The sequence below is a fragment of the Larsenimonas salina genome (genome assembly GCF_023736155.1).
Lineage (GTDB): Bacteria > Pseudomonadota > Gammaproteobacteria > Pseudomonadales > Halomonadaceae > Larsenimonas > Larsenimonas salina.
The window spans coordinates 104,801-127,959 of sequence record NZ_JAMLJJ010000001.1 but is presented as its reverse complement, the minus strand read 5'-3'; the positions used below and the strand labels follow the sequence as shown (position 1 = coordinate 127,959).

The 23,159-nt window shown below is 60.0% G+C and carries 24 protein-coding genes; 13 read left to right on the top strand and 11 right to left on the bottom strand.

Going from position 1 to position 23,159, the window contains the following annotated elements; all coding sequences use genetic code 11:
• Nucleotides 1–22: 22 nt before the first annotated feature.
• The 3 genes from mlaD to NAT23_RS00585 are packed head-to-tail and all read right to left on the bottom strand — an operon-like array spanning nucleotide 23 to nucleotide 2,087.
• On the bottom strand, nucleotides 23–487 hold the full coding sequence (gene mlaD / locus NAT23_RS00595; RefSeq protein WP_251924633.1) for an outer membrane lipid asymmetry maintenance protein MlaD: 465 nt from the start codon (nucleotides 485–487) through the stop codon (nucleotides 23–25).
• Complete coding sequence (gene mlaE, locus NAT23_RS00590; protein ID WP_433962191.1) at nucleotides 487–1,260, bottom strand: lipid asymmetry maintenance ABC transporter permease subunit MlaE; 774 nt, start codon at nucleotides 1,258–1,260, stop codon at nucleotides 487–489. Before mlaE ends, mlaD begins: the two co-directional genes overlap by 1 nt.
• On the bottom strand, nucleotides 1,260–2,087 hold the full coding sequence (locus NAT23_RS00585) for an ABC transporter ATP-binding protein (RefSeq protein WP_251924631.1): 828 nt from the start codon (nucleotides 2,085–2,087) through the stop codon (nucleotides 1,260–1,262). The genes mlaE and NAT23_RS00585 overlap by 1 nt, the downstream gene beginning before the upstream one ends.
• A gap of 185 nt (nucleotides 2,088–2,272) precedes the next feature.
• Between NAT23_RS00585 and NAT23_RS00580 the strand changes: the two genes are divergently transcribed.
• The 11 genes from NAT23_RS00580 (at nucleotide 2,273) to mgtE (ending at nucleotide 10,774) form a co-directional block, all read left to right on the top strand.
• Nucleotides 2,273–3,256 carry a KpsF/GutQ family sugar-phosphate isomerase gene (locus tag NAT23_RS00580; protein ID WP_251924630.1) on the top strand — a complete coding sequence of 328 codons (984 nt, stop codon included), beginning with the start codon at nucleotides 2,273–2,275 and terminating at the stop codon, nucleotides 3,254–3,256.
• Between the two features lie 23 nt (nucleotides 3,257–3,279).
• A complete protein-coding gene (locus tag NAT23_RS00575; protein ID WP_251924629.1) occupies nucleotides 3,280–3,870 on the top strand; it encodes a KdsC family phosphatase in 591 nt (196 codons plus the stop codon).
• 3 nt (nucleotides 3,871–3,873) lie between these two features.
• Entirely contained in the window at nucleotides 3,874–4,449 is a 576-nt protein-coding gene (gene lptC, locus NAT23_RS00570) for an LPS export ABC transporter periplasmic protein LptC (protein ID WP_251924628.1), read from the top strand.
• Nucleotides 4,450–4,472: 23 nt separating this feature from the next.
• On the top strand, nucleotides 4,473–5,021 hold the full coding sequence (gene lptA, locus NAT23_RS00565; RefSeq protein ID WP_251924627.1) for a lipopolysaccharide transport periplasmic protein LptA: 549 nt from the start codon (nucleotides 4,473–4,475) through the stop codon (nucleotides 5,019–5,021).
• Complete coding sequence (lptB, locus tag NAT23_RS00560; RefSeq protein ID WP_251924626.1) at nucleotides 5,018–5,752, top strand: LPS export ABC transporter ATP-binding protein; 735 nt, start codon at nucleotides 5,018–5,020, stop codon at nucleotides 5,750–5,752. Before lptA ends, lptB begins: the two co-directional genes overlap by 4 nt.
• A 121-nt stretch (nucleotides 5,753–5,873) precedes the next feature.
• Nucleotides 5,874–7,310, top strand: coding sequence for an RNA polymerase factor sigma-54 (locus tag NAT23_RS00555; protein WP_251924625.1), 1,437 nt, complete (start codon nucleotides 5,874–5,876; stop codon nucleotides 7,308–7,310).
• An 81-nt stretch (nucleotides 7,311–7,391) separates the two neighbouring features.
• On the top strand, nucleotides 7,392–7,694 hold the full coding sequence (gene hpf / locus NAT23_RS00550) for a ribosome hibernation-promoting factor, HPF/YfiA family (protein WP_251589528.1): 303 nt from the start codon (nucleotides 7,392–7,394) through the stop codon (nucleotides 7,692–7,694).
• A 12-nt stretch (nucleotides 7,695–7,706) separates the two neighbouring features.
• Nucleotides 7,707–8,177, top strand: coding sequence for a PTS IIA-like nitrogen regulatory protein PtsN (gene ptsN, locus NAT23_RS00545; RefSeq protein ID WP_251924624.1), 471 nt, complete (start codon nucleotides 7,707–7,709; stop codon nucleotides 8,175–8,177).
• A gap of 5 nt (nucleotides 8,178–8,182) precedes the next feature.
• The gene (rapZ, locus tag NAT23_RS00540) at nucleotides 8,183–9,082 is read left to right on the top strand and encodes an RNase adapter RapZ (RefSeq protein ID WP_251589526.1); all 900 of its coding nucleotides are present in this window, start codon (nucleotides 8,183–8,185) and stop codon (nucleotides 9,080–9,082) included.
• Nucleotides 9,069–9,338, top strand: coding sequence for an HPr family phosphocarrier protein (locus NAT23_RS00535; RefSeq protein WP_251924623.1), 270 nt, complete (start codon nucleotides 9,069–9,071; stop codon nucleotides 9,336–9,338). Before rapZ ends, NAT23_RS00535 begins: the two co-directional genes overlap by 14 nt.
• Before the next feature lie 77 nt (nucleotides 9,339–9,415).
• Nucleotides 9,416–10,774, top strand: coding sequence for a magnesium transporter (gene mgtE / locus NAT23_RS00530; protein WP_251924622.1), 1,359 nt, complete (start codon nucleotides 9,416–9,418; stop codon nucleotides 10,772–10,774).
• A 76-nt stretch (nucleotides 10,775–10,850) separates the two neighbouring features.
• On the opposite strand, the gene pmbA is transcribed toward mgtE, so the two are convergent.
• Nucleotides 10,851–12,188: a metalloprotease PmbA gene (gene pmbA / locus NAT23_RS00525; RefSeq protein WP_251924621.1), complete on the bottom strand. Its 1,338-nt coding sequence runs from the start codon at nucleotides 12,186–12,188 to the stop codon at nucleotides 10,851–10,853.
• A gap of 69 nt (nucleotides 12,189–12,257) precedes the next feature.
• Here pmbA and yjgA point away from each other — a divergent pair, with 69 nt between their 5' ends.
• Nucleotides 12,258–12,755, top strand: coding sequence for a ribosome biogenesis factor YjgA (yjgA, locus tag NAT23_RS00520; RefSeq protein ID WP_251924620.1), 498 nt, complete (start codon nucleotides 12,258–12,260; stop codon nucleotides 12,753–12,755).
• A 5-nt stretch (nucleotides 12,756–12,760) separates the two neighbouring features.
• Here yjgA and tldD read toward each other — a convergent pair whose 3' ends face one another.
• Genes tldD through NAT23_RS00485 form a run of 7 tightly spaced genes read right to left on the bottom strand, consistent with a single transcriptional unit; the run spans nucleotide 12,761 to nucleotide 22,636 of the window.
• On the bottom strand, nucleotides 12,761–14,215 hold the full coding sequence (tldD, locus tag NAT23_RS00515; RefSeq protein ID WP_251924619.1) for a metalloprotease TldD: 1,455 nt from the start codon (nucleotides 14,213–14,215) through the stop codon (nucleotides 12,761–12,763).
• The gene (locus tag NAT23_RS00510) at nucleotides 14,212–18,078 is read right to left on the bottom strand and encodes a YhdP family phospholipid transporter (RefSeq protein WP_251924618.1); all 3,867 of its coding nucleotides are present in this window, start codon (nucleotides 18,076–18,078) and stop codon (nucleotides 14,212–14,214) included. The genes tldD and NAT23_RS00510 overlap by 4 nt, the downstream gene beginning before the upstream one ends.
• Before the next feature lie 3 nt (nucleotides 18,079–18,081).
• Nucleotides 18,082–19,551 (bottom strand): ribonuclease G, encoded by a 1,470-nt coding sequence (gene rng / locus NAT23_RS00505; protein ID WP_251924617.1) that lies wholly within the window; start codon nucleotides 19,549–19,551, stop codon nucleotides 18,082–18,084.
• A gap of 16 nt (nucleotides 19,552–19,567) precedes the next feature.
• Entirely contained in the window at nucleotides 19,568–20,158 is a 591-nt protein-coding gene (locus tag NAT23_RS00500) for a Maf family protein (RefSeq protein WP_251924616.1), read from the bottom strand.
• Nucleotides 20,159–20,163: 5 nt separating this feature from the next.
• A complete protein-coding gene (gene mreD / locus NAT23_RS00495; protein ID WP_251924615.1) occupies nucleotides 20,164–20,637 on the bottom strand; it encodes a rod shape-determining protein MreD in 474 nt (157 codons plus the stop codon).
• Nucleotides 20,627–21,538 (bottom strand): rod shape-determining protein MreC, encoded by a 912-nt coding sequence (gene mreC / locus NAT23_RS00490; RefSeq protein WP_286009909.1) that lies wholly within the window; start codon nucleotides 21,536–21,538, stop codon nucleotides 20,627–20,629. Before mreC ends, mreD begins: the two co-directional genes overlap by 11 nt.
• A 60-nt stretch (nucleotides 21,539–21,598) precedes the next feature.
• Nucleotides 21,599–22,636 carry a rod shape-determining protein gene (locus NAT23_RS00485; protein WP_251589514.1) on the bottom strand — a complete coding sequence of 346 codons (1,038 nt, stop codon included), beginning with the start codon at nucleotides 22,634–22,636 and terminating at the stop codon, nucleotides 21,599–21,601.
• 186 nt (nucleotides 22,637–22,822) lie between these two features.
• On the opposite strand from NAT23_RS00485, the gene gatC reads away from it, so the two are divergent.
• A complete protein-coding gene (gatC, locus tag NAT23_RS00480; RefSeq protein ID WP_251589512.1) occupies nucleotides 22,823–23,110 on the top strand; it encodes an Asp-tRNA(Asn)/Glu-tRNA(Gln) amidotransferase subunit GatC in 288 nt (95 codons plus the stop codon).
• The last annotated feature ends 49 nt before the right edge of the window (nucleotides 23,111–23,159 follow it).

Sequence of the window (23,159 nt, the reverse complement as noted above, 5' to 3'; positions counted from 1 at the left end):
TCCGATGCGCCGGTCGACCGACTCATTCCTTGCTGAAGTTGGACACCAGTTGCTGGATCAGTTCTTCAAGCACCAGGGCCTGCTGAGTGTCCTTGATGGTATCGCCGTCTTTCAACATGTCCGGCGAGCCCCCGGGCGTCAGCCCGATGTACTGCTCACCGAGCAGTCCCGACGTCAGAATCGAGGCCGTGGTGTCCTGTGAAAGCTTGTCCTTGAGCTCATCGGTTACCGACATCGTGACTCGGGCATCGAACCACTTGGGATCCAGCTCGATGCTGGTGACCCGACCCACGGTAACCCCGGCCATGGTCACTTTCGAGCGCTCCTTCAATCCACCGATATTGCTGAAGTTGGCATTGAGCGTGTACGTATCGCCACCGCGCGAAAACGACAGCCCACTGACCTGAAGGCCAAGAAATACCAGCCCCAGAAACCCGGCTAGAACGAACACACCAACACCACATTCAAGCCATCTACTGCGCTTCATCAAAACTCTCCAAACATCAAGGCAGTGAGAATGAAGTCCATCCCGAGCACTGCCAGAGAACCATAGACCACGGTGCGGGTCGTGGCCCGAGAAATACCTTCGGAGGTCGGCTCCAGATCATAGCCCTGAAACACGGCGATCCAGGTGACCACGACCGCAAACACGACGCTCTTGACCATGCCGTTCAAAATATCGTCTGTGAACAGCACGCTGTTTTGCATCGTGCTCCAAAACGACCCGGAATAGACGCCCAGCCAATCGACGCCCACCAGATAACCCCCGAAAATGCCGACCACGCTGAAAAAGACCGTCAGCACCGGAAGCGATATGAACCCGGCCCAAAGCCTCGGCGCGATGACGCGCTTCAATGGATCGACCCCGATCATTTCCATGCTGGTGAGCTGCTCGGTCGCCTTCATCAAACCGATTTCCGCGGTCAGTGCCGAACCGGCACGACCTGCAAAGAGCAGAGCAGTCACGACTGGGGCCAATTCGCGCAGAAGCGACAGCGCCACCATCTGACCAAGCGCCTCCTCGGCACTGAAATCGACCAGCACTACATACCCCTGAAGGGCTAGTACCATGCCGATAAACACCCCGGAGACGATCACAATCGGGAGCGACAGCACGCCCACAAAATGAATCTGGCGCAGAAGCAGACCCAGTCCGTTTTGAAGCGGAAGCCTGAGGCCCATCACCAGAAAGATCACCGAGCGCCCGAGCGCCTCGAGCACGTTGATCGTGCCGCGCCCGAGCGCCGCCAGTTGATTGATCACGACGTCCTCTCCTTTAAGCCGCTACCCCGAAGTATATCGTCGGCAAAATCAACGTCCGTCGGATAATGAAACGGAACCGGACCATCCGGCTCGCCGTGCACGAACTGGCTGACTCGCGGATCGGAGGCCTTGCCAAGCTCCTCGGGCGACCCTTTCGCCATGACCCGCCCGTCGGAAATGACGTAGACGTAATCCGCGATCGAAAGTGTCTCCTTGATGTCGTGCGAGACCACGATGGCGGTCATGTTGAAGGCCTGATTGAGCTGGCGTATCAGCTTAACCAGCACCCCCATCGAGATCGGATCCTGACCAACGAAGGGCTCGTCGTACATGATCAGATCGGGGTCGAGTGACAGCGCCCGCGCCAGCGCCACGCGCCGGGTCATGCCGCCGGAAAGCTCGGAGGGCATCAGGGCACGTGCGCCACGCAGGCCAACCGCCTGCAGCTTGATCAAGGCCAAATCGCGAATCATGGTTTCCGGCAGGTTCGTGTGAACCCGGATAGGAAACGCCACATTTTCAAATACGGACAGATCCGAAAAGAGCGCGCCGCTTTGAAACAGCATCCCCATACGTCGGCGCATGCGAAAAAGCTCCGACCGAGACAGCCGGTGCACATCCTTATTGGCAATGTGCACCCGACCCCGATCAGGGGCGAGCTGACCACCGATCAGCTTCAAAAGCGTGGTCTTGCCCGTCCCGCTTGGCCCCATGATCGCGGTGATCTTGCCCTTGGGAACAACGAGGTCGACCCCTGAAAAGATCTGGCGACCACTGCGCGAGAAATACAAATCCTCTACTTCAACAAGATTCGAGTCGTTCATGGACTCCCAAACTGCCGTCAATGATAATTATCGAACATCGTATCCTAACCCCCTACGCAAGGGCCAGTGTTCAAACGCGTACGAGGGCATCGAGGTTGCACTTGCCAACGCTCCTTCGTTTAATACCCTAGGTGCGCACGCGGCCAAAACGCCAGCGTGCATTTACTCATGGTCATGGATTTGAAATGCCAAAGCCACTTGCACAATTTTCGTTCATCAAAAGCGCACACCGTACGCTCGACCTTGAACAGCGCGCCCTGGGCCAGTTGATCGAGAAGCTCGACACCCGATTCGACACGCTCTGTCAGCGGCTTCTGGCCTGCGAGGGGCGCATCGTGGTGACCGGAATGGGAAAATCCGGCCATATCGCGCACAAGATGGCGGCCACGCTTGCAAGTACGGGTACGCCGGCCTTTTTCATGCACCCGGCCGAGGCAAGTCATGGCGATCTGGGCATGCTGACGCCGCACGATGTGCTTCTGGCGCTGTCGAATTCAGGGGAAACGTATGAAATTACCGCCCTGCTGCCGGTTCTAAAGCGCCGAAACATTCCGATGCTTGCACTGACTGGCCGGGATGATTCCACGCTTGCAAGGCATGCCGACATCCACCTCAATGTGGGCGTTGATCAGGAAGCCTGCCCGCTGAACCTTGCGCCGACCTCGTCAACGACTGCGGCCCTTGCCATGGGCGACGCCATTGCCATTGCGCTGCTCGAGGCCCGCGGCTTTAGCGCCGAGGATTTCGCCCTTTCTCACCCCGGGGGCAGTCTCGGCAAACGACTTCTCCTGACGGTTGATGATGTGATGCGCAAGGGCGATCAACTGCCGCTGGTTCGATCGGGCACGATGCTTTCCGAGGCGTTGGGCGAGATATCACGCAAGGGGCTCGGGTTTACCTGCATCATTGATGAGAACGAAACCCTGGTTGGCGTATACACCGACGGTGACCTGCGTCGCACCATCGATCAGCACGACTCGCTGCGCACGCTGACGATCGACGACGTCATGACCGTCGGCGGCTACACGGTGCACGCAGGCCTTCTCGCTGCCGAAGCTCTCAATATTCTCGAGCAGCACCGAATTTCAGCACTTGCGGTGATCGATGACAGCGACCGGCCCATCGGTGTGCTCCACATGCACGACCTACTGACGCATGGCGTCGTTTAACCCACTCAAAGGCTCCCTATTTCATGACGTCAAGCACACCCAACCGGCCTTCGGCGACACTGTCGCTCTCTGACCGACAACGCGCCCGCGCACGCTCGGTTCAGCTTCTCGCCCTTGATGTCGATGGCGTCTTGAGCGATGGCCGACTGTACTACGACGCCAATGGCGTCGAAGCCAAGGCCTTTCATACCCAGGATGGCGTCGGCATCAAGATGCTGCTCGCACTCGGCATCGAGGTCGCCATTATTACCGGACGCACCTCCCCAATGGTCGAGCGCCGGGTGGAAGAGCTTGGCATCAAACACCTCATCATGGGCCGAGATGATAAGTGGCAGGCCCTGAGCGCCCTTGCCAGTGATCTGGCCCTTGGCCCAGAACATCTGGCCTACTGCGGTGATGACCTGCCAGACCTTGAAGCGATCATGAAGTCGGGCCTTGGTGTGAGCGTGCCCAATGCACCGACCTACATTCAGGAAAACGCCGATGTCGTCACTCAGCGAGCAGGCGGTTATGGCGCCGTTCGCGAGCTGTGTGAACTGATCGTTGACGCCAAGGGCCAGTGGCCTCAGACCATGCGACGCTACCTTGCAACCGACGACACGCCGAAGGAGTAACGGATGGGATCTCTGCTCTCACGCATCACGCCGAAAGTCTGGCTGTTTCTGGTACTGATCGTTGTTGGCGGTGTCATGGCCCTGATCGAGCAGCGCGATCAGTTCACGGCGGTCGGCCCAGCGCCCACCAGCGATAACGGCGAACCGGATTATTACCTCGAAGGCGTGACCTTTACCCGCTTCAATACCGAAGGCGCTCCCTACCAGGTTTTGAAATCCCCGCGGCTGACACACACACCGAACGACGACATCACCCGCGCCGTCACCCCGGAACTCGAATGGACCAACGACCAGAACAAGACATGGCTTGGCAGCGCCGAACGCGGCCGCGTGGAAGGTAGCGGGTCACGCATCACCCTCGACGGCAAGGCGCGACTGCACCAGCCAAGCAGCGACTGGACCCTGTCGACCCAGACCATTCATTACACCCAACATGACAGCCATGCCTGGAGCGATGATCGCTCTACCTTTACTCGAGGCCAGGAAAAAACCGTCGCCAACCGCTTTGATGCCTGGATTGACAAGAATCAGGCCACACTCGATGGCAACGTCACAGGCTCATACCCTCCGACCCGATAACCGCGCTTTAAAAGGACAGCTCGATGATCACCAGACGACTAAGCACCCTGGCCGTTATTTCAGCCTGCTCACTGATGGCTGCCGGCGCCTGGGCACTGCCATCGGATGCCAGACAGCCCATCCACGTGAGCGCCGATCAGCTCAAGCTCGACGACAGTGCCGGCACCGCCATCTACACCGGCAACGTCGACATGACCCAGGGGTCGATGAAACTCGAAGCGCATCGGGTCGACATCAAGCGCGGCAGCAACGGTGAAGTCTCAAGCGTCACTGCCCGCGGACAAGGGACGCGCGCGTACCTGGAACAAAAACCAAATCAGCAGGACGCCAAGATTCAAGGCTGGGGCGACACCGTGATCTATCACGCCGCCTCGCGCCGGGTCGAACTCATCGGCAATGCCAAGCTGATTCAGGCACCCGACACCTTCAACGGTGCCTACGTCGAGTACTTTCTGGACAAGCGGCAGGTCAATGCCCGTGGCAGTCGCTCAAGCGCGAACCAGAACCAAGCCAAGGACGGTCGCGTTGAAATGACGCTGACCCCCAACAGCAGTGTGAGTAACGACCAGTGAGCAGCTTAAAAACCCTTTCCGTGGCCAACCTTGCGAAAAGCTTCAAGGGCCGCCGCGTCGTGCACGATATCAGCATGTCGATCTCTCAGGGCGAAATCGTCGGTCTGCTTGGCCCCAATGGCGCGGGTAAAACGACCTCGTTTTATATGATCGTTGGCCTGATCCAATCCGACGCCGGGACCATCGCCATCGATGACCGTGACCTCTCCCGGCTCGCGATGCACAAGCGCGCCCGGGCAGGCATCGGCTATCTACCGCAGGAAGCCTCGATCTTTCGAAAGCTGAGCGTTGCCAACAATATTCTGGCCATTCTTGAAACCCGCAAGGACCTGGATCGCAAGGCACGTCTCGCTCGCCTTGAAGAACTTCTTAACGAGTTCAACGTCACCCACATTCGGGACAACATGGGCATGGCCCTCTCCGGTGGCGAGCGTCGCCGGGTCGAGATCGCGCGAGCGCTTGCCACCGAGCCGGACTTCATTCTGCTCGACGAACCCTTTGCAGGCGTCGATCCGATCTCGGTCGGCGACATCAAAAGCATCATCCGCCAGCTGAAGGCGCGCGGTATTGGCGTCTTGATCACTGACCACAACGTGCGTGAAACCCTCGATATCTGTGACAACGCCTACATCGTGGGCGACGGTCAGATCATCGCTGAAGGCGATGCCCAGGCCATATTGGCCAATCAACATGTGCGCGATGTCTACCTGGGCCACGAATTCAAGCTTTGACCCAGCGCATCGACAGCACCCTTGAAACTTTGGCATGATTCTTGCTGGAGGCGCGTTTTTGGCTTGCAAGGCGCCAAGTGCGCCGATAGCGTAACGCCCGATTCGATCACGCCGAGACCGTATGACGATGAAACCTTCACTGCAGCTCAGAGTCGGCGCGCATTTAACGATGACGCCCCACCTGCAGCAGGCTATCCACCTGCTGCAGCTCTCTACGCTCGATCTTCGTCAGGAAATCCAGCAGGCCCTCGAAAGCAACCCCATGCTCGAGCAGCAGGAAGCGCTCGAGGAACACGACGCCTCGCCCGAGCCTGAGGCCGACTGGGCAGAAAGCATCCCGGACACCCTTGACCACGACAGTGACTGGAGCGACACCTACCAGGACATTGGCCCCGGCGGCCTGGGTGCTCAGACACCCTCGGATGAGGCACCGGACATCGAGCGCAACAGCTTAGAGAGTACGCTTCAGGACCACGTTCGGGATCAGGTTCGCCTGATTGACCTTGATGACCGGTCACGCCTGATCGCCGACTACCTGATCGATGCGCTCGACGACACCGGCCGGCTGAGCGTGCCCCTTTACGAGCTTGGTCAGCAGCTTACGCATCATTTTCCGACACTTAATTTCAAGCAGGACGAGCTCGAACGCACATTGCAGCTGATGCAGCAGTGTGAGCCTGGTGGATTATTCGCGCGCGACCTTCAAGAGTGCTTGCTGCTTCAACTCGATCACCGCTCTGGCGACACGCCGCTGCTTGCCCAAACGCGGCGGCTTATTCGCCAGTTCCTGGAGGCACTGGCCGGCGGGGATTACAAGCGCTTGAAGCGTCGACTGGGCGTTGATGACGAGCAGCTCGAGCAGATCATTCAAACGATCCAGTCACTCGACCCTCAACCCGGACGCCGGTTCGGGGGCGCACGCAATCACTACGTGATTCCGGATCTGATCATGCGCCACGATGCCCAAAAAGGCTGGCGGGTCGATCTCAATGAAGATGCCCTGCCCCGGGTGCAGCTCAATGCGCAGTACAGTGCACTGATCAAGCGCGCCGACCAAAGCCAGGACAACACCTTTCTCAAGCAGCACCTGCAGGACGCGAAGTGGCTGCTTAAAAGCATTGCCAGTCGCAACGAGACCTTGCTCAAGGTTGGACAGGAAATTCTTGCGCGCCAGCCCGGCTTCGTCGAACACGGCGAGGCAGGCCTAAATCCGCTCACTCTTGCCGACATTGCCCAGGCGGTGGATATGCATGAATCCACCATCTCCCGGGTTACCACGCAAAAATACCTGCACACACCGCGCGGAGTCGTCGAACTCAAGCTATTCTTTTCAAGCCAGGTCGGCACAGGGCAGGATGGGGATGCCCACTCGGGAGTGGCCATCCGCGCACGCATCAAGAAATACGTCAGCGAAGAGCCGACCAGAAAACCGCTTTCGGACGCTAAACTGGTGGAACTCCTGGATCAGCAGGGCATCAAGGTCGCCCGTCGTACCGTGGCCAAATACAGGGAAGCACTGGGCATTCCCTCGTCCAGTGAACGCAAGCGCCTTGCCTAGACACCCGATCAACACAAGGGTTTGTTTTAGCGCAAAAAAGGTTACAATCGAAGTGTCAACCCGTGGGTAAAGGAGAATGCCATGCAGGTCAATATCACCGGACATCACGTTGAACTGACTGACGCCCTCAGAGACTACGTTAATCAGAAACTGTCACGTCTTGAGCGCCACTACGACAACATTACCAACGTTCAAGTGACGCTCTCGGTTGAGAAGGAACGCCAACTTGCCGCCTGCACCCTGCATGCAAGCGGTGCAGAACTTCATGGCGAAGCCGCCCACGACGACATGTACGCGGCGATCGACGCACTGGCAGACAAGCTTGACCGCCAGCTCGTGAAGCACAAAGAAAAAGCCCAGGCGCGCGCTCAGGGCGCACGCTGAGATCCAATATCTATGACGCTCGACCAGCTTCTCCCGCCCGAACGCACGCTCTTTGACGTAAAGGGCGGGAGCAAAAAAAGGGTGCTGGAATTTTTCAGCACCTTTATCGCGCAAAATATTCCAAGCCTTGATGATCAGGAAGTCTTCTCCAGACTGATCGGTCGTGAACGGCTCGGTAGTACTGGCGTTGGCAACGGAGTCGCGATTCCGCATGCCCGCAACCCACACTGCAAGGTCCCGGTTGCAAGCTTCATTCGCCTGGCCGAACCGATCGATTTCGACGCGATTGACGGCGACCCGGTCGATTTGATCTTTGTACTGCTGGTGCCCGAAGAAGCCGAGGATACGCACCTGACCCTGCTTGGGCAGATCGCCGAGCTTCTCAACGACAGCGACAACCGACACACGTTAAGGAACACTCACAGTCAGCGTGAGCTACATGAAACGCTGGTTGACCTCATCGCCCAACAACAAAAGGCCTAGTTTCCATGCAGTTGGTCATCATAAGCGGACGCTCAGGCTCAGGAAAATCCGTAGCTCTTCAAGCGCTGGAAGACTTGGGGTTCTATGCGATCGACAATCTTCCGGCCACACTGCTGGCCCCGCTCATTGATGAACTCGATACCGGAAGCGTCAGCCAACGCCGCATCGCTGTAAGCATCGATGCCAGAAATCTGCCCAAGGCGCTCGAGCGCTTTCCAGAGCTTCTGGCTGATCTTTCCAAGCGCATCGATGCGCAGGTCGTCTACCTGACCGCGGATGCCCGCTCCCTGCTCGAACGCTACGCCGCCACCCGTCGTCGTCACCCGCTTACCCGCGCAAGCCAGATGACGCTTGCCGAAGCCATTGATTCCGAGCAGAGCTACCTCGCCCCCATTCGCAACGCAGCGGATCTCGTGATCGACACGACTGACCAGTCGGTACACGAACTTCGCAACCAGATCGCAAGTCAGGTCGCCAAGCACACCAGCAAGCAGATGACGCTCACTATCGAGTCCTTCGGGTTCAAGCACGGGGTGCCGCTTGACGCCGATACCGTCTTCGATGCGCGCTCACTGCCCAACCCTTACTGGGTGCCGGCGCTCAGGGGCTATACCGGCCGAGACCAGGAAGTCATTCATTTTCTGGAATCTCATGACGAAGTGGCGGCCATGCGCGACGACATCGTCGGCTGGCTCGAGCGCTGGCTGCCGTCCTACAGCAAGAGCAACCGCAGCTACTTTACGGTCGCCATTGGTTGTACCGGCGGGCAGCACCGCTCGGTCTATCTGGCTGAGCGCGTAGCCACCCACTTTGCCGAGCAGTTTCCGACGGTTCGACTGCGACATCGCGAAATGAGCGTTCAGACCCTGCTCAATGACAGCGAGCCACCGAATGATTCGCCGTGAGCTAACGCTTACCAACAAGCGTGGTCTGCATGCCCGCGCGGCGACCAAACTCGTACAATGCTGCGCCACCTTCGAGAGCACCGTGATCGTCTATCGTGACGATCACAGTGCGCGCGCCAACAACATCATGGCGCTTTTGATGTTGGCGGCACCGTGCGGCACACCGCTTGTCGTTGAAGTCGAAGGCAGTGATGAGGCCCAGACCCTTGCCGCCATCGAGGCCATGTTCGATGCCCGCTTCGATGAAGAGACCTGATACCGCCGCACCGCTGATACCGCCGCACCGATAGACACGCCCTAACCCTTTCCCCCCTTTCACGCCGAGGAAGTTCCATGAGTCACGACCTGGCCGATAACGCCGATCATCTGGACAAACTACATGGAGCGCTCGAGCGGGACGCCGTGGATCAGATACGTCGGCTGCTGAATCAGACCATGGTCCCGGCCGAGGTGGCCCACGCACTCGAATCGACACCGCCACGTGAGCGCGAATTCCTGTGGCAGCAGATCGACACCGAAACCCAGGGTGAAATTCTTCTCTATCTGAGCGAAGAGCTACAGACGGAATTCCTGGAGCGCATGAGTGCCCAGGACCTTCTGACCGCCACCGAAAACCTGGACACCGACGATCTGGCGGATCTGCTGCAGCGTTTGCCGACCTACAGCATTCAGCAGGTCCTTGACTCGATGGAGGCCCAGGAGCGCCACCGGGTAGAGACCGTGCTGTCCTATCCAGAGGACACCGCCGGCGGCTTGATGGACATCGATTCCATCACCATTCGGCCCAACATCACGCTCGACGTCGTGCTTCGCTACATCCGCCGCCACGATGAACTGCCCCACTCGACCGATGCGCTTTGGGTCGTGACCCGAAGCGACGTGCTGGTCGGCAGGCTTTATTTGAATGAACTGCTGGTCTCCGATCCCGGCATGACCGTCCGGGAGGTCATGGACACCGAGTTCACGCGCCTTGATGCCATGACACCCGAAGACGAAGTGGCCCAGCTGTTCGAACGCCACGACCTCATTTCGGCACCGGTCGTTAACGAGCAGGGCCAACTTCTTGGCCGCATCACCATTGATGACGTGGTCGACGTCATCCGTGATACCGCCGAACATACTGTCATGAGCATGGCCGGTCTTGATGAAGAAGAAGACACCTTTGCTCCGGCGCTTCGTACCAGCCGGCGTCGTGCGGTGTGGCTCGGCATCAACCTGTTGACGGCCTTTCTCGCTTCGTCCGTTATCGGCATGTTTGAAGGCACGATCCAGAAAATCACCGCACTTGCCGTATTAATGCCCATCGTTGCCAGCATGGGCGGCATCGCCGGCTCTCAAACCCTGACCGTCTTGATTCGAGGGATCGCGCTCGGCCACGTCAAGGGCAACAACATTCGCTGGTTAATCAGCCGTGAGCTGGTCGTTGGATTACTCAATGGCGCGCTGTGGGCCGTTGTCGTCGGGCTTCTGGCGCTGGTCTGGTTCGATGACCGCATGCTTGGCATCATCATTGCGCTTGCCATCATCATCAATCTGATCGTGGCCTCACTCGTTGGTACGCTGCTGCCGGTGGTGCTCAAAAAGCTCAAGATCGACCCGGCGCTGTCCGGAAGCGTCATTCTCACCACAGTTACCGATGTCGTGGGCTTCCTGTCGTTTCTTGGCCTCGCGAGCCTGGTCTATCTTAACTAGCATAAAACTCAACTAGCACAAAAAAGACCGCGCTGCCTAGGCAGCGCGGTCTCCCGCATCCCTCTTTCACCGCGACTCAACCCGTGACAGTCATGCCATCGACCCGCCAGCTTCCCGTATGAATACTGCCGCGGGTATCAAGATCATCACCAAGCCCTGCAAGAGAGGCGAACATGCCGCTCAGATTGCCGGCCACCGTGAACTCCTCAATGGGCCCGGCCACGACACCGTTTCTAATCAAAAAGCCCGAGGCGCCGCGGGAATAATCACCGGTCACCGTGTTGATGCCCTGCCCCATCAGTTCAGTCACGATAATCCCATGATCGATCCCGCCGATCAGCGCGTCGTAGTCGATCAAGGGCGCGTCGATGCGCACATTACGGGCACCACCGGCGTTGCCGGTTGACTTAAGTCCCAGACGCCGCGCGCTGTAACTTGAAAGCATGTAGCTTGAGAGCCTGCCCTGCTTCACGAAGTCATTGTCCTGCGTCGCGACCCCCTCGCCATCAAAGGCCGCGCTCGACATCGCGCCCTTGATACGCGGCCGCTCCCCCAGCGAAAACCACTCGGGAAACAACGACTCGCCCAGCCGGTCGCACAAAAACGACGACTCCCTGTAAAGGGCACCGCCGGCGATGGCGCTGAGAAAATGCCCGATCAATCCCTTGGCCATGCTCGGCGCGAACACGACCGGCATGGTGCCTGAAGGTGCCTTGAGTGCACCAAGTCGTGCGAGCGTACGTTCGGCCGCACGGTGACCGATGTCTTCGGGGGAGCGGAGTAAAAATGGATGGCGCGTGGAACTGTAATCCATGTCGCGCTGCATGCCGGCGTCGTCCCTGGCGATCAAAACACACGACAGACTGTGCCGACTTCCACGCTGAGTCCCCATGAAACCATGGCTGTTGGCGTAGAGCGTTACCCCCTCGCCAGTGCTCAGGTGTGCGCCTTCGGAGTTACTGATGCCCTCGACCGCAAGGCCCGCCCGCTCGCACCGTGCAGCCAGATCGGCGGCCTCGTCAGGGTCAAGCGCCCACGGGTGATGGACCTCGAGATCCGGAAAGTCGGTCGCCATGCGCTCGATGTCGGCAAGCCCTGCATGAGTGTCTTCTCCGGTAAAACGCGCGATATCGATCGCTTTCTCCACCGTTTCTCGAATGGAGCGCTCGCTTGCATCGCTGGTCGAGGCATTGCCCTTGCGCTGGCCAACGTAGACCGTGATGCCAAAGCCTTGATCACGGGCAAGCTCCAGGGTTTCCACCTCACCGAAGCGAACATCGACCTCAAGCCCCTGACTGACTGCCGCGCTGAGCTCACAGGCGGTTGCGCCATGCTGTCTGGCATGTTCGAGGGCCAGCTCGGCCTGACGCTTCAGCGCCGCTTCCTGTGCGTCGATATCAAATACCTGGCTCATGAACGAACTCCTAATACCTGCCGCGCCTGTACTGGTATACTGCGCGCACTCTGATTGACTGGATGAATCATGTCGAGCGAACTTCCCCCCGACCACGACGAATTTCAAAGCAAGACCCAACGCAAGAACGCCATGCTTGCCCTGCAGGCGCTGGGCGATCGCATCCTGGCGCTGAGACCGGTTCAGCAGCGCGAACTGCCGCTGTCCGAAGATATGTGGGCCGCCATCGAGGAAATGGGTCGCATTTCATCGCGCGAGGCGCGCCGTCGGCACATGCAATACATCGGCAAGGTCATGCGCCACGAAGACATTGACGCGATCGAAGCCAAGTTCGAGGAATTCGATCAGCGCAAACAGGCGAGCGACCGCGAGTTCCACCGCCTCGAGCAGTGGCGTGACCGTCTGGTGGCCGAAGGAACGCCGGCTGTGACCGAATTCGTCAAGCACTACCCGAACGTTGACCTGCAAAAGCTTCGCCAGCTGGTACGCAACGCGCAACGCGAGCGGGACAACGGCAAGCCACCCACCAGCGCCCGCAAGCTGTTTGCACTGCTTCGCGACGCCTGAACCGGTTAAGACTTCGTGCCACCCACGGTGATCTCATCGAGCTTCAGCGTGGGTTGGCCGACGCCAACCGGCACCGATTGACCTTCCTTGCCACACACACCGATGCCCTTGTCGAGCGCCATGTCGTTGCCGATCATCGAGATGCGCTGCATGCTCTCGGGGCCGTTGCCGATCAGGGTCGCGCCCTTGATCGGGTAGCTCACACGGCCGTCTTCGATCATGTACGCCTCGCTTGCCGCAAACACGAACTTGCCGGACGTAATGTCGACCTGACCACCGCTAAAGCTTACGGCGTAAACCCCATGCTTGACGCTTTCGATGATCTCCTCCGGCGCATGACCGCCGTCGAGCATGTAGGTGTTGGTCATCCGGGGCATCGGCAGGTGCGCGTAGGATTCGCGCCGCCCGTTACCGGTCGGGGTCATCCCCATCAGGCGCGCATTGAGCTTGTCCTGCATATAGCCGGTGAGGATGCCATCCTCGATCAAGGGCGTGTACGCGCCGGGCGTCCCCTCATCGTCGACAGACAGCGACCCTCTGAGATTGGAAAGCGTGGCGTCATCCACCACGGTCACGCCAGGCGCCGCCACTCGCTCACCGATCTTGCCCGAAAAGGCGGAGCTGCCCTTGCGATTGAAATCACCCTCAAGGCCATGCCCTACCGCCTCATGCAGCAGCACGCCCGGCCACCCGGGCCCCAGCACGACCGGAAGCTGGCCGGCCGGTGCATCTTCTGCATCAAGATTGACCAGCACCTGACGCACTGCGTCACGGGCGTAGCGCTCGGCCACGTCGTCGCGTACGAATTCCGACAGGCTGAAACGGCCGCCGCCGCCGGCACTGCCACGTTCGCGCCGGCCGCCTCGGCTGGCAATCACGGACACATTGAAGCGCACCAACGGACGAAGATCGGCGGCGAGTGTGCCATCGCTTGCCCGCACCATGACCACGTCATACACCGCCGAAAGCGATACCGTCACCTGCTTGACGGCAGGATCGCAGGCTCGTGCGATTTTATCGGCGCGCTGAAGCATGGCCACTTTCTCATCGGGGCCCATCCCCTCAAGCGGGTTGGCCGGGCCATAAAAGGCCGTGGCCTGTACCGGTCGAGAAGTCGCCACTTGCGCTGACTGACCGCTGCGTGAGATTCGGCTGGCCGTACGCCCGGTATCCATGAAGGCGTCTTTACTGATCTGGTCGGAGTAGGCAAAACCGGTCTTTTCACCACTTTGGGCACGAATCCCCATGCCGCCGTCAATGTTGAAACCGGCCTCCTTGACCTCGCCGTCCTCGAGCGTCCATGACTCTCGCCAGCTGCGCTGCAGAAAGACGTCGGCGAAATCGACGCCGGCGCCCATCGCATGGCCGAGCCCCTCGTCAAGCGTCTCACGCGACAGGCCATAGGGCGTCAGCAAGATATCGGTGGCCTGACTGAGTGAATCCTGCGTCATCGCATTCATTCGGCACTTTCCAAACTAAGGTGCGGCGCGCCGAACGGCCCGCGCACACGGTAATGAATTTGAGAGACGTCATTGAGCCATCCCTCGAAGAGTTCATGAAATAACCATAGCACGCCACCCACCTGAGGCGCGCCGATGGCAAACGCCGCCAGCGGCAGGTTCTGCGTGACCGGCACGGTCACGCCAAGCCGGGCATCGATGGTCTGCTGGATAAAGCTGAGTTGGCCATCGACGGTAAACGACGTCGCTGTACCATCTATAACCACCGGGGAATCGGTCACAAGCCGGCCGTTCAAGAGACTGGCGGCACCATGAATGCGCTTGAATGCCACCCCCTTTTGCGTCAGATCCGAGAAATTGAGCGCCAGACGGCGCATCAGATTGTCGAGATTAACGGCACCCAGCACCTTCGCAAACGTCGAGTTGACCGCCGTCAAGCGGCCAGGCCCGGTGTCCAGACGCAGGTGACCACTCATCTGGCCGAGCTCGACCTGCCAGGGCGCGCCAGGCCACGCCACGCGCGCGTTGAACGTGGCTGAATCGGTATGAAGCGCCGGCTTTTGAGTAAAAAGGGCCACCGTATCGGCAAGATCCTTGCTGGTAATGCGCCCCTCCATTCGCGTAAGGCTGCGTTCACCGACATCGGCCCAGGTCAGCGCGCCATTGAATGTCGAGCCCGGCAGAACCACCTCGAGTGGGTCGAGCCGCAACTCCGAGGCGTCACTTTGCCACCGTGTGGTCAACGGTCCGGCCTTGTGCCCGTTGTAGATCAGGGTATCGACAAAAAGCTGGCCGGCCGGAACGCTCGCCATCGCCTTGGAATACGGCAGCGCCTCGGTAGTTGAACCGGTATCCGCGCTGCCATCGGGGTCCAAAAGCGAGTACACGCGCTGCGGCGAATGCGGTGCAAAGTCGTTGTCGGCGGCGTCGGTGCCAATATCGAGCACTCGGTCCACGTTCAGTACGTCAAGGCGGGCATCCACCGGCGTTGGAAACCCGCTGGGCGACCAGCGCACGGTACCGGTGGCAAGCTCGGAGCGCAGCTTGGTGACCCAGGTTGCCCCCTCCGGTACCGCCATCAAGGCCAGAGGCCCACGGCACTCACCCTTGATTTCAAGGCACCCGGCGTTGAGGCGCACAGCGCCCAGAAGCTCGTTGAACGGGCGCACGCTGCTGCCGAACGCATCGTCGCCGGCCTCGGAAGACGCTGCGGCGCGGGGTGTCAGTGAAATCTGGGACAGCGGCTCCACCCAGGCACCCGGCGACAGCGCATCGGCGTCCCAGCTCACGTACCAGTGATCCGACGATGGCCACTGCGGGTCACTCGGCCAATGCTCGAGCCACACCTGGCCCTGGGCATCGCTGTGACGCCAGCGCGCATGCACACGGTCTTCGAACGTCAGTTCGCCACTGCCGTTGCCGAAATCCATCTGCATATCAAGTGGCGCCGGGCGGTCGACCAGCTTGGCAAAGGGCGGCGGCAGGTCGACGACAAGCCCGGTCATCGGCGAGCTCAATGTCAGCACCGGGCCACTGTCTTTCAGGTGCAACGCGGCGCGGTAGTTGAAGGCACCATCGATGCTCTTGGTCAACCCATCGAGCCCAAGCCAGCCTGCCACCCCATTGGCATGAGCGCGCCCGTCAAACGTGACCAGGTTATGAGCCAGGTCCACCTTTACCTTGACCTGATCCTCGAACACCTGCCCCGTGAATGTGCCGAGCAGTTCGTCAACGTTATCGTGGTGGTGATACTTGAACGACCCGGCGATGTCGGTGGTGGTGATGTCCGCGGGCAGAAACAGAGACCGCCCTCGTGCGATGGCGCCCTTGACCTGAATGTCGGCGGTGCCCTCCTCGCTCATCGGCACGCGTACCGTGATGTCGCCCTGAATGGGGCCGGAGGTGCGCCACTGCGCAAGGCTCTGGGACAGTGACGCCTCGAGCGGCGCCTGCTGCAGAAACGAAAGCGCGTTCGAGGCGTTGCCGGAAACGCGAGCGCTGGCCGTCAACACGTTGTCGCGGTAGTGGGCCTCACCGCTCGTCGTTTCAAGCCCATTTTGATTGGCGTGCGCAATCGTTGCGTCGAACTGATCGTTGTCGAGCACAACGTGGCCATCCACCTCGGTCAACGCCGGCCAGCCCTTGACGTAGGCAAACCGCGCATTCCTGATGTCCATATCCAGATGGATCTGATCACGGTCCTTTTTATCGTCGTTAAACGTCAGCGCCATCGAGAGCGCGGCCCGTGGGATCTCACCATACTTGAGATTCTCCCTGAACCAGGTCGAAACGCCTGGGTCCAGCGCGTTGAGCGGCAGCCACTGTGTTGGCGTTTTGGCCACGATGTCTCGGGCATTGAGCGACAGCGCAAGCGTTTGCGGCCCGCGCTCCGGAACGGTTGCCGTGAGCGTGCCGGTCACGTCCGCGCCCTGTCGACGCGCCTTGAAGCGCGTGCTTTGAAAGCGCCAGCGATGATCGGCGTTCGTCCAGTCGATCGCCCCGCGCACCTCATTGAGCGTCATCGCCTGCTCGAATACGCTCGGGAGCATCATTTGCCCCTTGTCCATCGCAAACTCGACGGTCCCGGCGTCCAGACGCCCCGCCACCCACAGATCGAGCGGACCGCCACCCGGCCCGCCCTGCCAGGGGTCCAGGTGCACATCGCGTGCGCCGGCCTTGATGTGCCAGGTGTTATCGTAATGAAGCTCGAGTCCGGTGACCTGCCCCCGCGGCGCCATGGTGGTCAGTGCCTGACGAAGCGTTCCTTCCGGCAGAATCGGCCAGAGCGTGTTCAGGCCATCCAGCGCAAACCCGGGCAGCCGGAGCGTGAGATCGTCGAAGCCCTCGGAGGCGCTCAGCGCGACCCGCGACGGCAGCACAGCCGCCTCCTTGCCGGCCAGGTGGCCGGAAAGATCGAACAGCGCCCCCTGCCAGTGGTTCGCCTCGCGCGTGAAGGCCCACTTGGCTTCAAGGGCGTTTACATCGAACACACCCTGATCGTTATCGAGTGAGAGCCGCGGCACATCGAGTACGCCCTGAACGCCGACCAGCTCGCCCTTGGCCCACTGCGCCCAAAGCGTCATGTTGCCCCGGCCGTCGGTCGGCGTGACCGGGCTTGCGGGAAAGAGGGTATTCAATAACGGGAGGGCCTGCTCGGCCTGAACCGTCAGTTGAAGCTTGCCGTCGAGCTGACGCCCGGTGTCCGGCAGGCGGGCCACAAGCCGTACGCCGTCACTCGTCGCATCGCCCACATGACCAAGCGCTTCGAGCTGATAGTCATTACCGGCGCGATGCAGCGCCACGGTCGGCAGCGTCAGCTCCGTGGTTGCGGTCGGGGCATGAAAATGCACATGGGCGTTATCGATATTGAAACGCTGACGGGACAAGAGCGTGGCCCAGGCATTGAGGCGCTCGATCGAAAACCCGCTGGTCGAGGATGTCGCGCTGGAGCGCTGCCAGGGCCAACGGCCCTGACTATCCTGGTAGAAATGCACCGAGGGTGAGGCAATATCGAGCCGCCCGAGTACCGGCGCGCCTTCATGCAAGGAGGCCATCGAATCGATGCGCGCGGTGAAGCTGTCGATCGTCAACAGCGGGCGGGCCGGATGCGTCTTGGTGGCAGGCTGTGCAAGCTTCAGATCATCGAACACCAGCCGAGGGTCAAAGCCCACGAACCGAAAGGAGATGTCCTTCGCGCTTAAATAGGTGTCGTCGGGTACGCCAAGGGTCTTGAGCACCATCGGCTGAATCACCGGCAGGCCCAGGACACCGAGGCGAAGCGCGGAGATACCGATCGCACAGATCACCAGCACCGCCGCCGTCAACCCGCCGAGAATCCGAACCAGGGTCTGAATCGCTCCCATAAACTACATCAGCACGATGTCGTACTGCTCCTGGCTGTAATGATGCTCGACCTGAAACCGAATGGGTTTATTGATAAACGCCTCAAGATCCGCGACGGCGGTGGATTCCTCGTCAAGCAGGCGATCCACCACGCCCTGGGAGGCCAGCACCATGTAGGTGTCCGGCCCATAGGCGCGTTCTTCGCGAAGAATTTCACGAAAGATTTCATAGCACACGGTTTCCGGCGTCTTGAGCGAGCCACGGCCCTGACAGATCGGGCAGGGTTCGCACAGCACCTGCTCGAGGCTTTCGCGCGTGCGTTTTCGCGTGAGCTGTATAAGCCCGAGTTCGGTCACGCCCGTGAGCTTGGTCTTGGCCCGGTCACGCTCAAGGGCTTTTTCAAGCACCCGCTGCACCTGACGCCGATGCTCGACGTCTTCCATGTCGATGAAATCGATGATGATGATGCCACCAAGATTTCGAAGACGCAGCTGTCGGGCAATGGCCGTCGCTGCCTCGAGGTTGGTCTTGAACAGGGTTTCTTCGAGGTTGCGGTGGCCGACAAACGCACCGGTATTGACGTCGACCGTGGTCATTGCCTCGGTTTGATCGATGATCAGATAGCCGCCGGACTTGAGCTGAACCTTGCGCTCAAGCGCCTTTTGCAGCTCGTCCTCGACCGAAAACAGATCGAAGATCGGCCGTTCACCGGGGTAATACTCGATCTTTTGAACCAGATCCGGCATGAACTCCTCGGCGAATTCCATCAGGCGCAGATGGTTTTCACGGGAGTCGATGCGAACACGCTCGATGTCATCGCGCATCACGTCACGAAGGGTGCGCATGAACAGCGGCAGATCGCCATAGATCACACCGCCGCCGTCTTTCGAGCCACGGTGACGACGTTCATCGAGCTTGGCCCAGAGGCGTTTCAAAAAGAGGATGTCGTTTCGAAGCTCATCGGCACTGGCCCCCTCGGCGGCGGTTCGAATAATGAACCCGCCAAAAGCCGAGGCATCGTCTTCACGGTGAACCTGATCGACGATCGCCTTCAGCCGGTCCCGCTCCTCGGTATCCTCGATGCGCTGAGACACGCCAACGTGAGGCGAATCCGGCATGTAGACCAGGTACCGCGATGGAATCGACAGGTGGGTAGTCAGCCGTGCGCCCTTGGTGCCAATCGGGTCCTTGTTGACTTGAACAACCAGCGGCTGGCCCTCGTGGAGCAGTTGGCTGATCGATTGCTGCTTATCGCTTGGCGTATTGGGCGGCATGACATCGTGGGCGTGAATGAACGCCGCGCGCTCAAGACCAATGTCGATGAACGCCGCCTGCATGCCTGGAAGCACCCGCACCACGGTGCCCTTGTAGATATTGCCCACGATTCCGAGGCGGCGACTGCGTTCGACAAACGCCTCCTGGAGCACGCCGTTTTCAACCACGGCAACCCGTGTTTCCATCGGGGTCAGGTTGATCAGGACTTCACCGCTCATACCAAACTCCGTTGGCTCACTCATCGACGCCCTGCCAGACAGGCACACCCTGCTGGGCCAGAAGCGCTGCCGTTTCACAAAGCGGTAGCCCGACCACCGAGGAATAGCTGCCTTCGATGCGCGAGACGAACACGGCGCCAAACCCCTGAATTGCATAGCCGCCAGCCTTGTCGACCGGCTCGCCGGTGTCCCAGTAGGCCTGGCACTCCTCGTCGGTCAGGCTGCGAAAAAAGACCTCGGTACTGACCACGTCGCATAAAAGTCCTGCGGGCCCGATGACAGCAACCCCGGTCATCACCGTATGACGACGCCCGGACAGACGGTTGAGCATGGCAAGCCCATCGGCGCGGTCGCAAGGCTTGCCGAGAATCTCGCCATCAAGTGTGATCGCGGTGTCCGACCCTAAAACGATCCGGTCGGGGTGGCGATCATAGGCCACTGACGCCTTCTGCGCGGCCAATCGGCTCACGTAGGCGCAGCCGCCTTCGGCCTCAAGCGGAGTTTCGTCGATGTCGACGCCCTCCCCCTCACATTGCACGCCGATATCGGCAAGCAACGCCTTGCGGCGCGGCGACCCTGAAGCCAGCCAGAGTGGCATCGTTGTCATGACGGTTACCCCACGGTAAATCGGCGTTGAATCAGATGAATCAGCGTATACCACCACGGCCAGAGTACGCCGCCGATGATGGCCGAGTAAACGAATTCGATATGAAGAACCTGCGCCCCGAACACCAGCCGCAGCCACTGATCAAGCAGTTGAATAAGCCCGAGTACGACCACGAGCATGCCAGCGCGCTGCCAGACGGAATAGATACGAAGCCGCTGATACAGAAGCAGCACCAGATAAGCCAAAAGCGACAGCAGAAAGGCGTTATGACCAAAGGTGGTGCCTTCAAGCAGATCAAGCAAAAGCCCGAATACAAAGCCGTGGAAGACCCCCACCCGAGAAGGCTTGGTCAAACACCAGTAGGCCAGCATCAGCCCAAGCCAACTCGGCCGCCAGATAAGCCAGGGATCGGGCAGCGGCATGACCTGAAGCCCAAGGGCCAGCAGCATGGAAATCCAGATAAAGAGATTAAGGCGCATCGATGTCCTCGGCCTCGTTTCCAAGCACCTCTAGCCCGCTGATCCGCCGCGCAGTATCGATCAACGCATCCGGAATGACGGTCTGGGCTTTAAGCGCTTCGCGAGCGAACAGCATCAAGAAATGCCGACTGCGATTGAGCTGCGCGACCGGTGCGGCCTCGACCGTTGCAAACGGCCCGCCGTCGTTGAGCTCGACTCGGCTCACCCGTGCAACCGGATACCCTTCGGGAAACCTTGACGCCAGCCCGGACGTTACCAGCAGGTCGCCGACCTTGATGTCTGCGTTATTGGGTACGTGCTGGAGGTTGAGCCACTCATCCTGGCCATTGCCCTGGATGATGAAGCGAAGCCCGTTGCGGTTGTCCTGCACGGGCACGGCGCTGTTGGCATCGGTCACCAGCAACACCCGGCTGGTAAAGCGGGACACCGAAATAACCTGACCGGCAAGACCGGAGGCGTCCACCACGGGCTGGCCGGCATAGATGCCATCATCCTGACCGCGGTCAACGATCATCTGCTGCACGAACGGGTCGTTGTCGAGCATCATGAGCTCGGCCGTCACGTAGCTTATGTTGCTGCGGGGCGTTGCGTTGAGCAGCGCGCGCAGGCGCGTATTTTCCTCGACCAGGCTGTTGGTTCGCTGATTGCGTTGGGAAAGGATCAACAGCTTGTTGCGAAGCGCCTGATTTTCATTGATCAGGGCATCCTTGCTGCTGAGCACCGTCGAAAGCCATGTAAGCCCCTGTGCGGGCTGGCTGACCACCCACTGAATGGGAGACACAAGCGTGGCCGTTTCCTGGCGAACCTGGCTCATCCACTCGAATCGATGATCTGCAAACATAAGCGCCAGTGAGAGCACCGCACACAACAGCATGCGATACCCAGGCACTGGCCCTTCCAGAAACAGCGGCTTAATAGCCCCATCCTCCCGTTATCAGGCAGCCTCGGCTGCCGGTCATGCTCAGTCGGAGGCCAGTAGCTCGAAGGCGTGCTGATCGATCATTTCAAGCGCCTTGCCACCACCGCGCGCCACACAGGTCAGGGGGTCTTCGGCGATGATGACCGGCAGGCCGCTCTCTTCAGCCAGTAGCTTGTCGATGTCACGCAAGAGCGCGCCACCACCAGTCAAGACAAGGCCGCGGTCGGCAATGTCGGAGGCAAGCTCGGGCGGCGACTGCTCGAGTGCGCTCTTGACGGCGGCAACAATCGAGGTCAGAGGCTCTTGAAGCGCATCGAGAATCTCGTGAGAGTTCAGCGTGAAGCTTCTCGGTACGCCCTCGGCCAGATTGCGGCCGCGCACGTCGATCTCGAGCACTTCACTGCCAGGATAGGCCGTACCGATCTCTTCCTTGATCCGCTCGGCGGTTGCCTCACCGATCAGGCTGCCGTAGTGGCGTCGCACGTAGGACGTGATGGCCTCGTCGAAGCGGTCGCCGCCGACGCGCACCGACTCGGAATAGACCACCCCGGACAGTGATATGATCGCGATCTCGGTAGTCCCGCCGCCGATATCGACCACCATCGAGCCCTGGGCTTCCTCGACCGGAAGTCCGGCACCGATCGCAGCGGCCATGGGCTCCTCGATCAGAAAGACTTCGCGGGCGCCCGCGCCTTCGGCGGATTCCTTGATCGCACGGCGTTCAACCTGAGTCGACATGCACGGCACACATACTAAAACCCGAGGGCTAGGTGTTAGAAACGTGCTTTGGTGCACCTTTCGTATGAAATACTGAAGCATTTGTTCGGTCACGGTGAAATCCGCGATCACACCATCTTTCATGGGTCGAATGGCTGTGATGTTTCCCGGGGTACGCCCCAGCATGCGCTTGGCGTCGAGCCCGACGGCCGCCACGCTTCGCATGTTGCCGGACTGGCGGATCGCAACGACAGAGGGCTCGTCCAGCACGATACCGCGACCGCGCACGTAAATCAGTGTGTTGGCTGTTCCCAAGTCGATGGAAAGATCGCTCGAAAACATTCCCCGTAAACGTTTAAACATGTAAGTCTTTCACCTAGTCCAGACCGTAACCTATGCAGATGCGAACGGTATCATCGCCACCCCGATGCGGCAAGCAAGCACGCCTGCCATCTCTCGCCAGTTATGGTACCTTTTTCAACCGTTCACGTTTATCGACTTAGACTATTTCAGAGTTTTCATCCTTGCTAGAACCATTCAGGAGTCCTCATGGCGATCGAACATGCTGATGTTTTGCGCGCGGCGCATCTGGCCCGGCTCGGCATCGACGATGCGGATGCCACGCGCTACGTTGGCGACCTGTCCCGCATTCTCGAGATGGTCGACGCACTGCAAGGCGTCGACACCGAGGGCGTTGCCCCGCTCGCTCACCCGCTGGATGCCACTCAGCCGCTTCGCGCCGACGAGGCGATCGAGCCTGATCGCCGCGAGGCGTTCCAGGCGTGCGCCCCGAGCGTGTCACAGGGCTATTACCTCGTGCCGCGTGTGGTCGAGTAATCACGGCCTCACTCGTACAACTTTCATTTCACTGCCGTTTTGCCAAGGA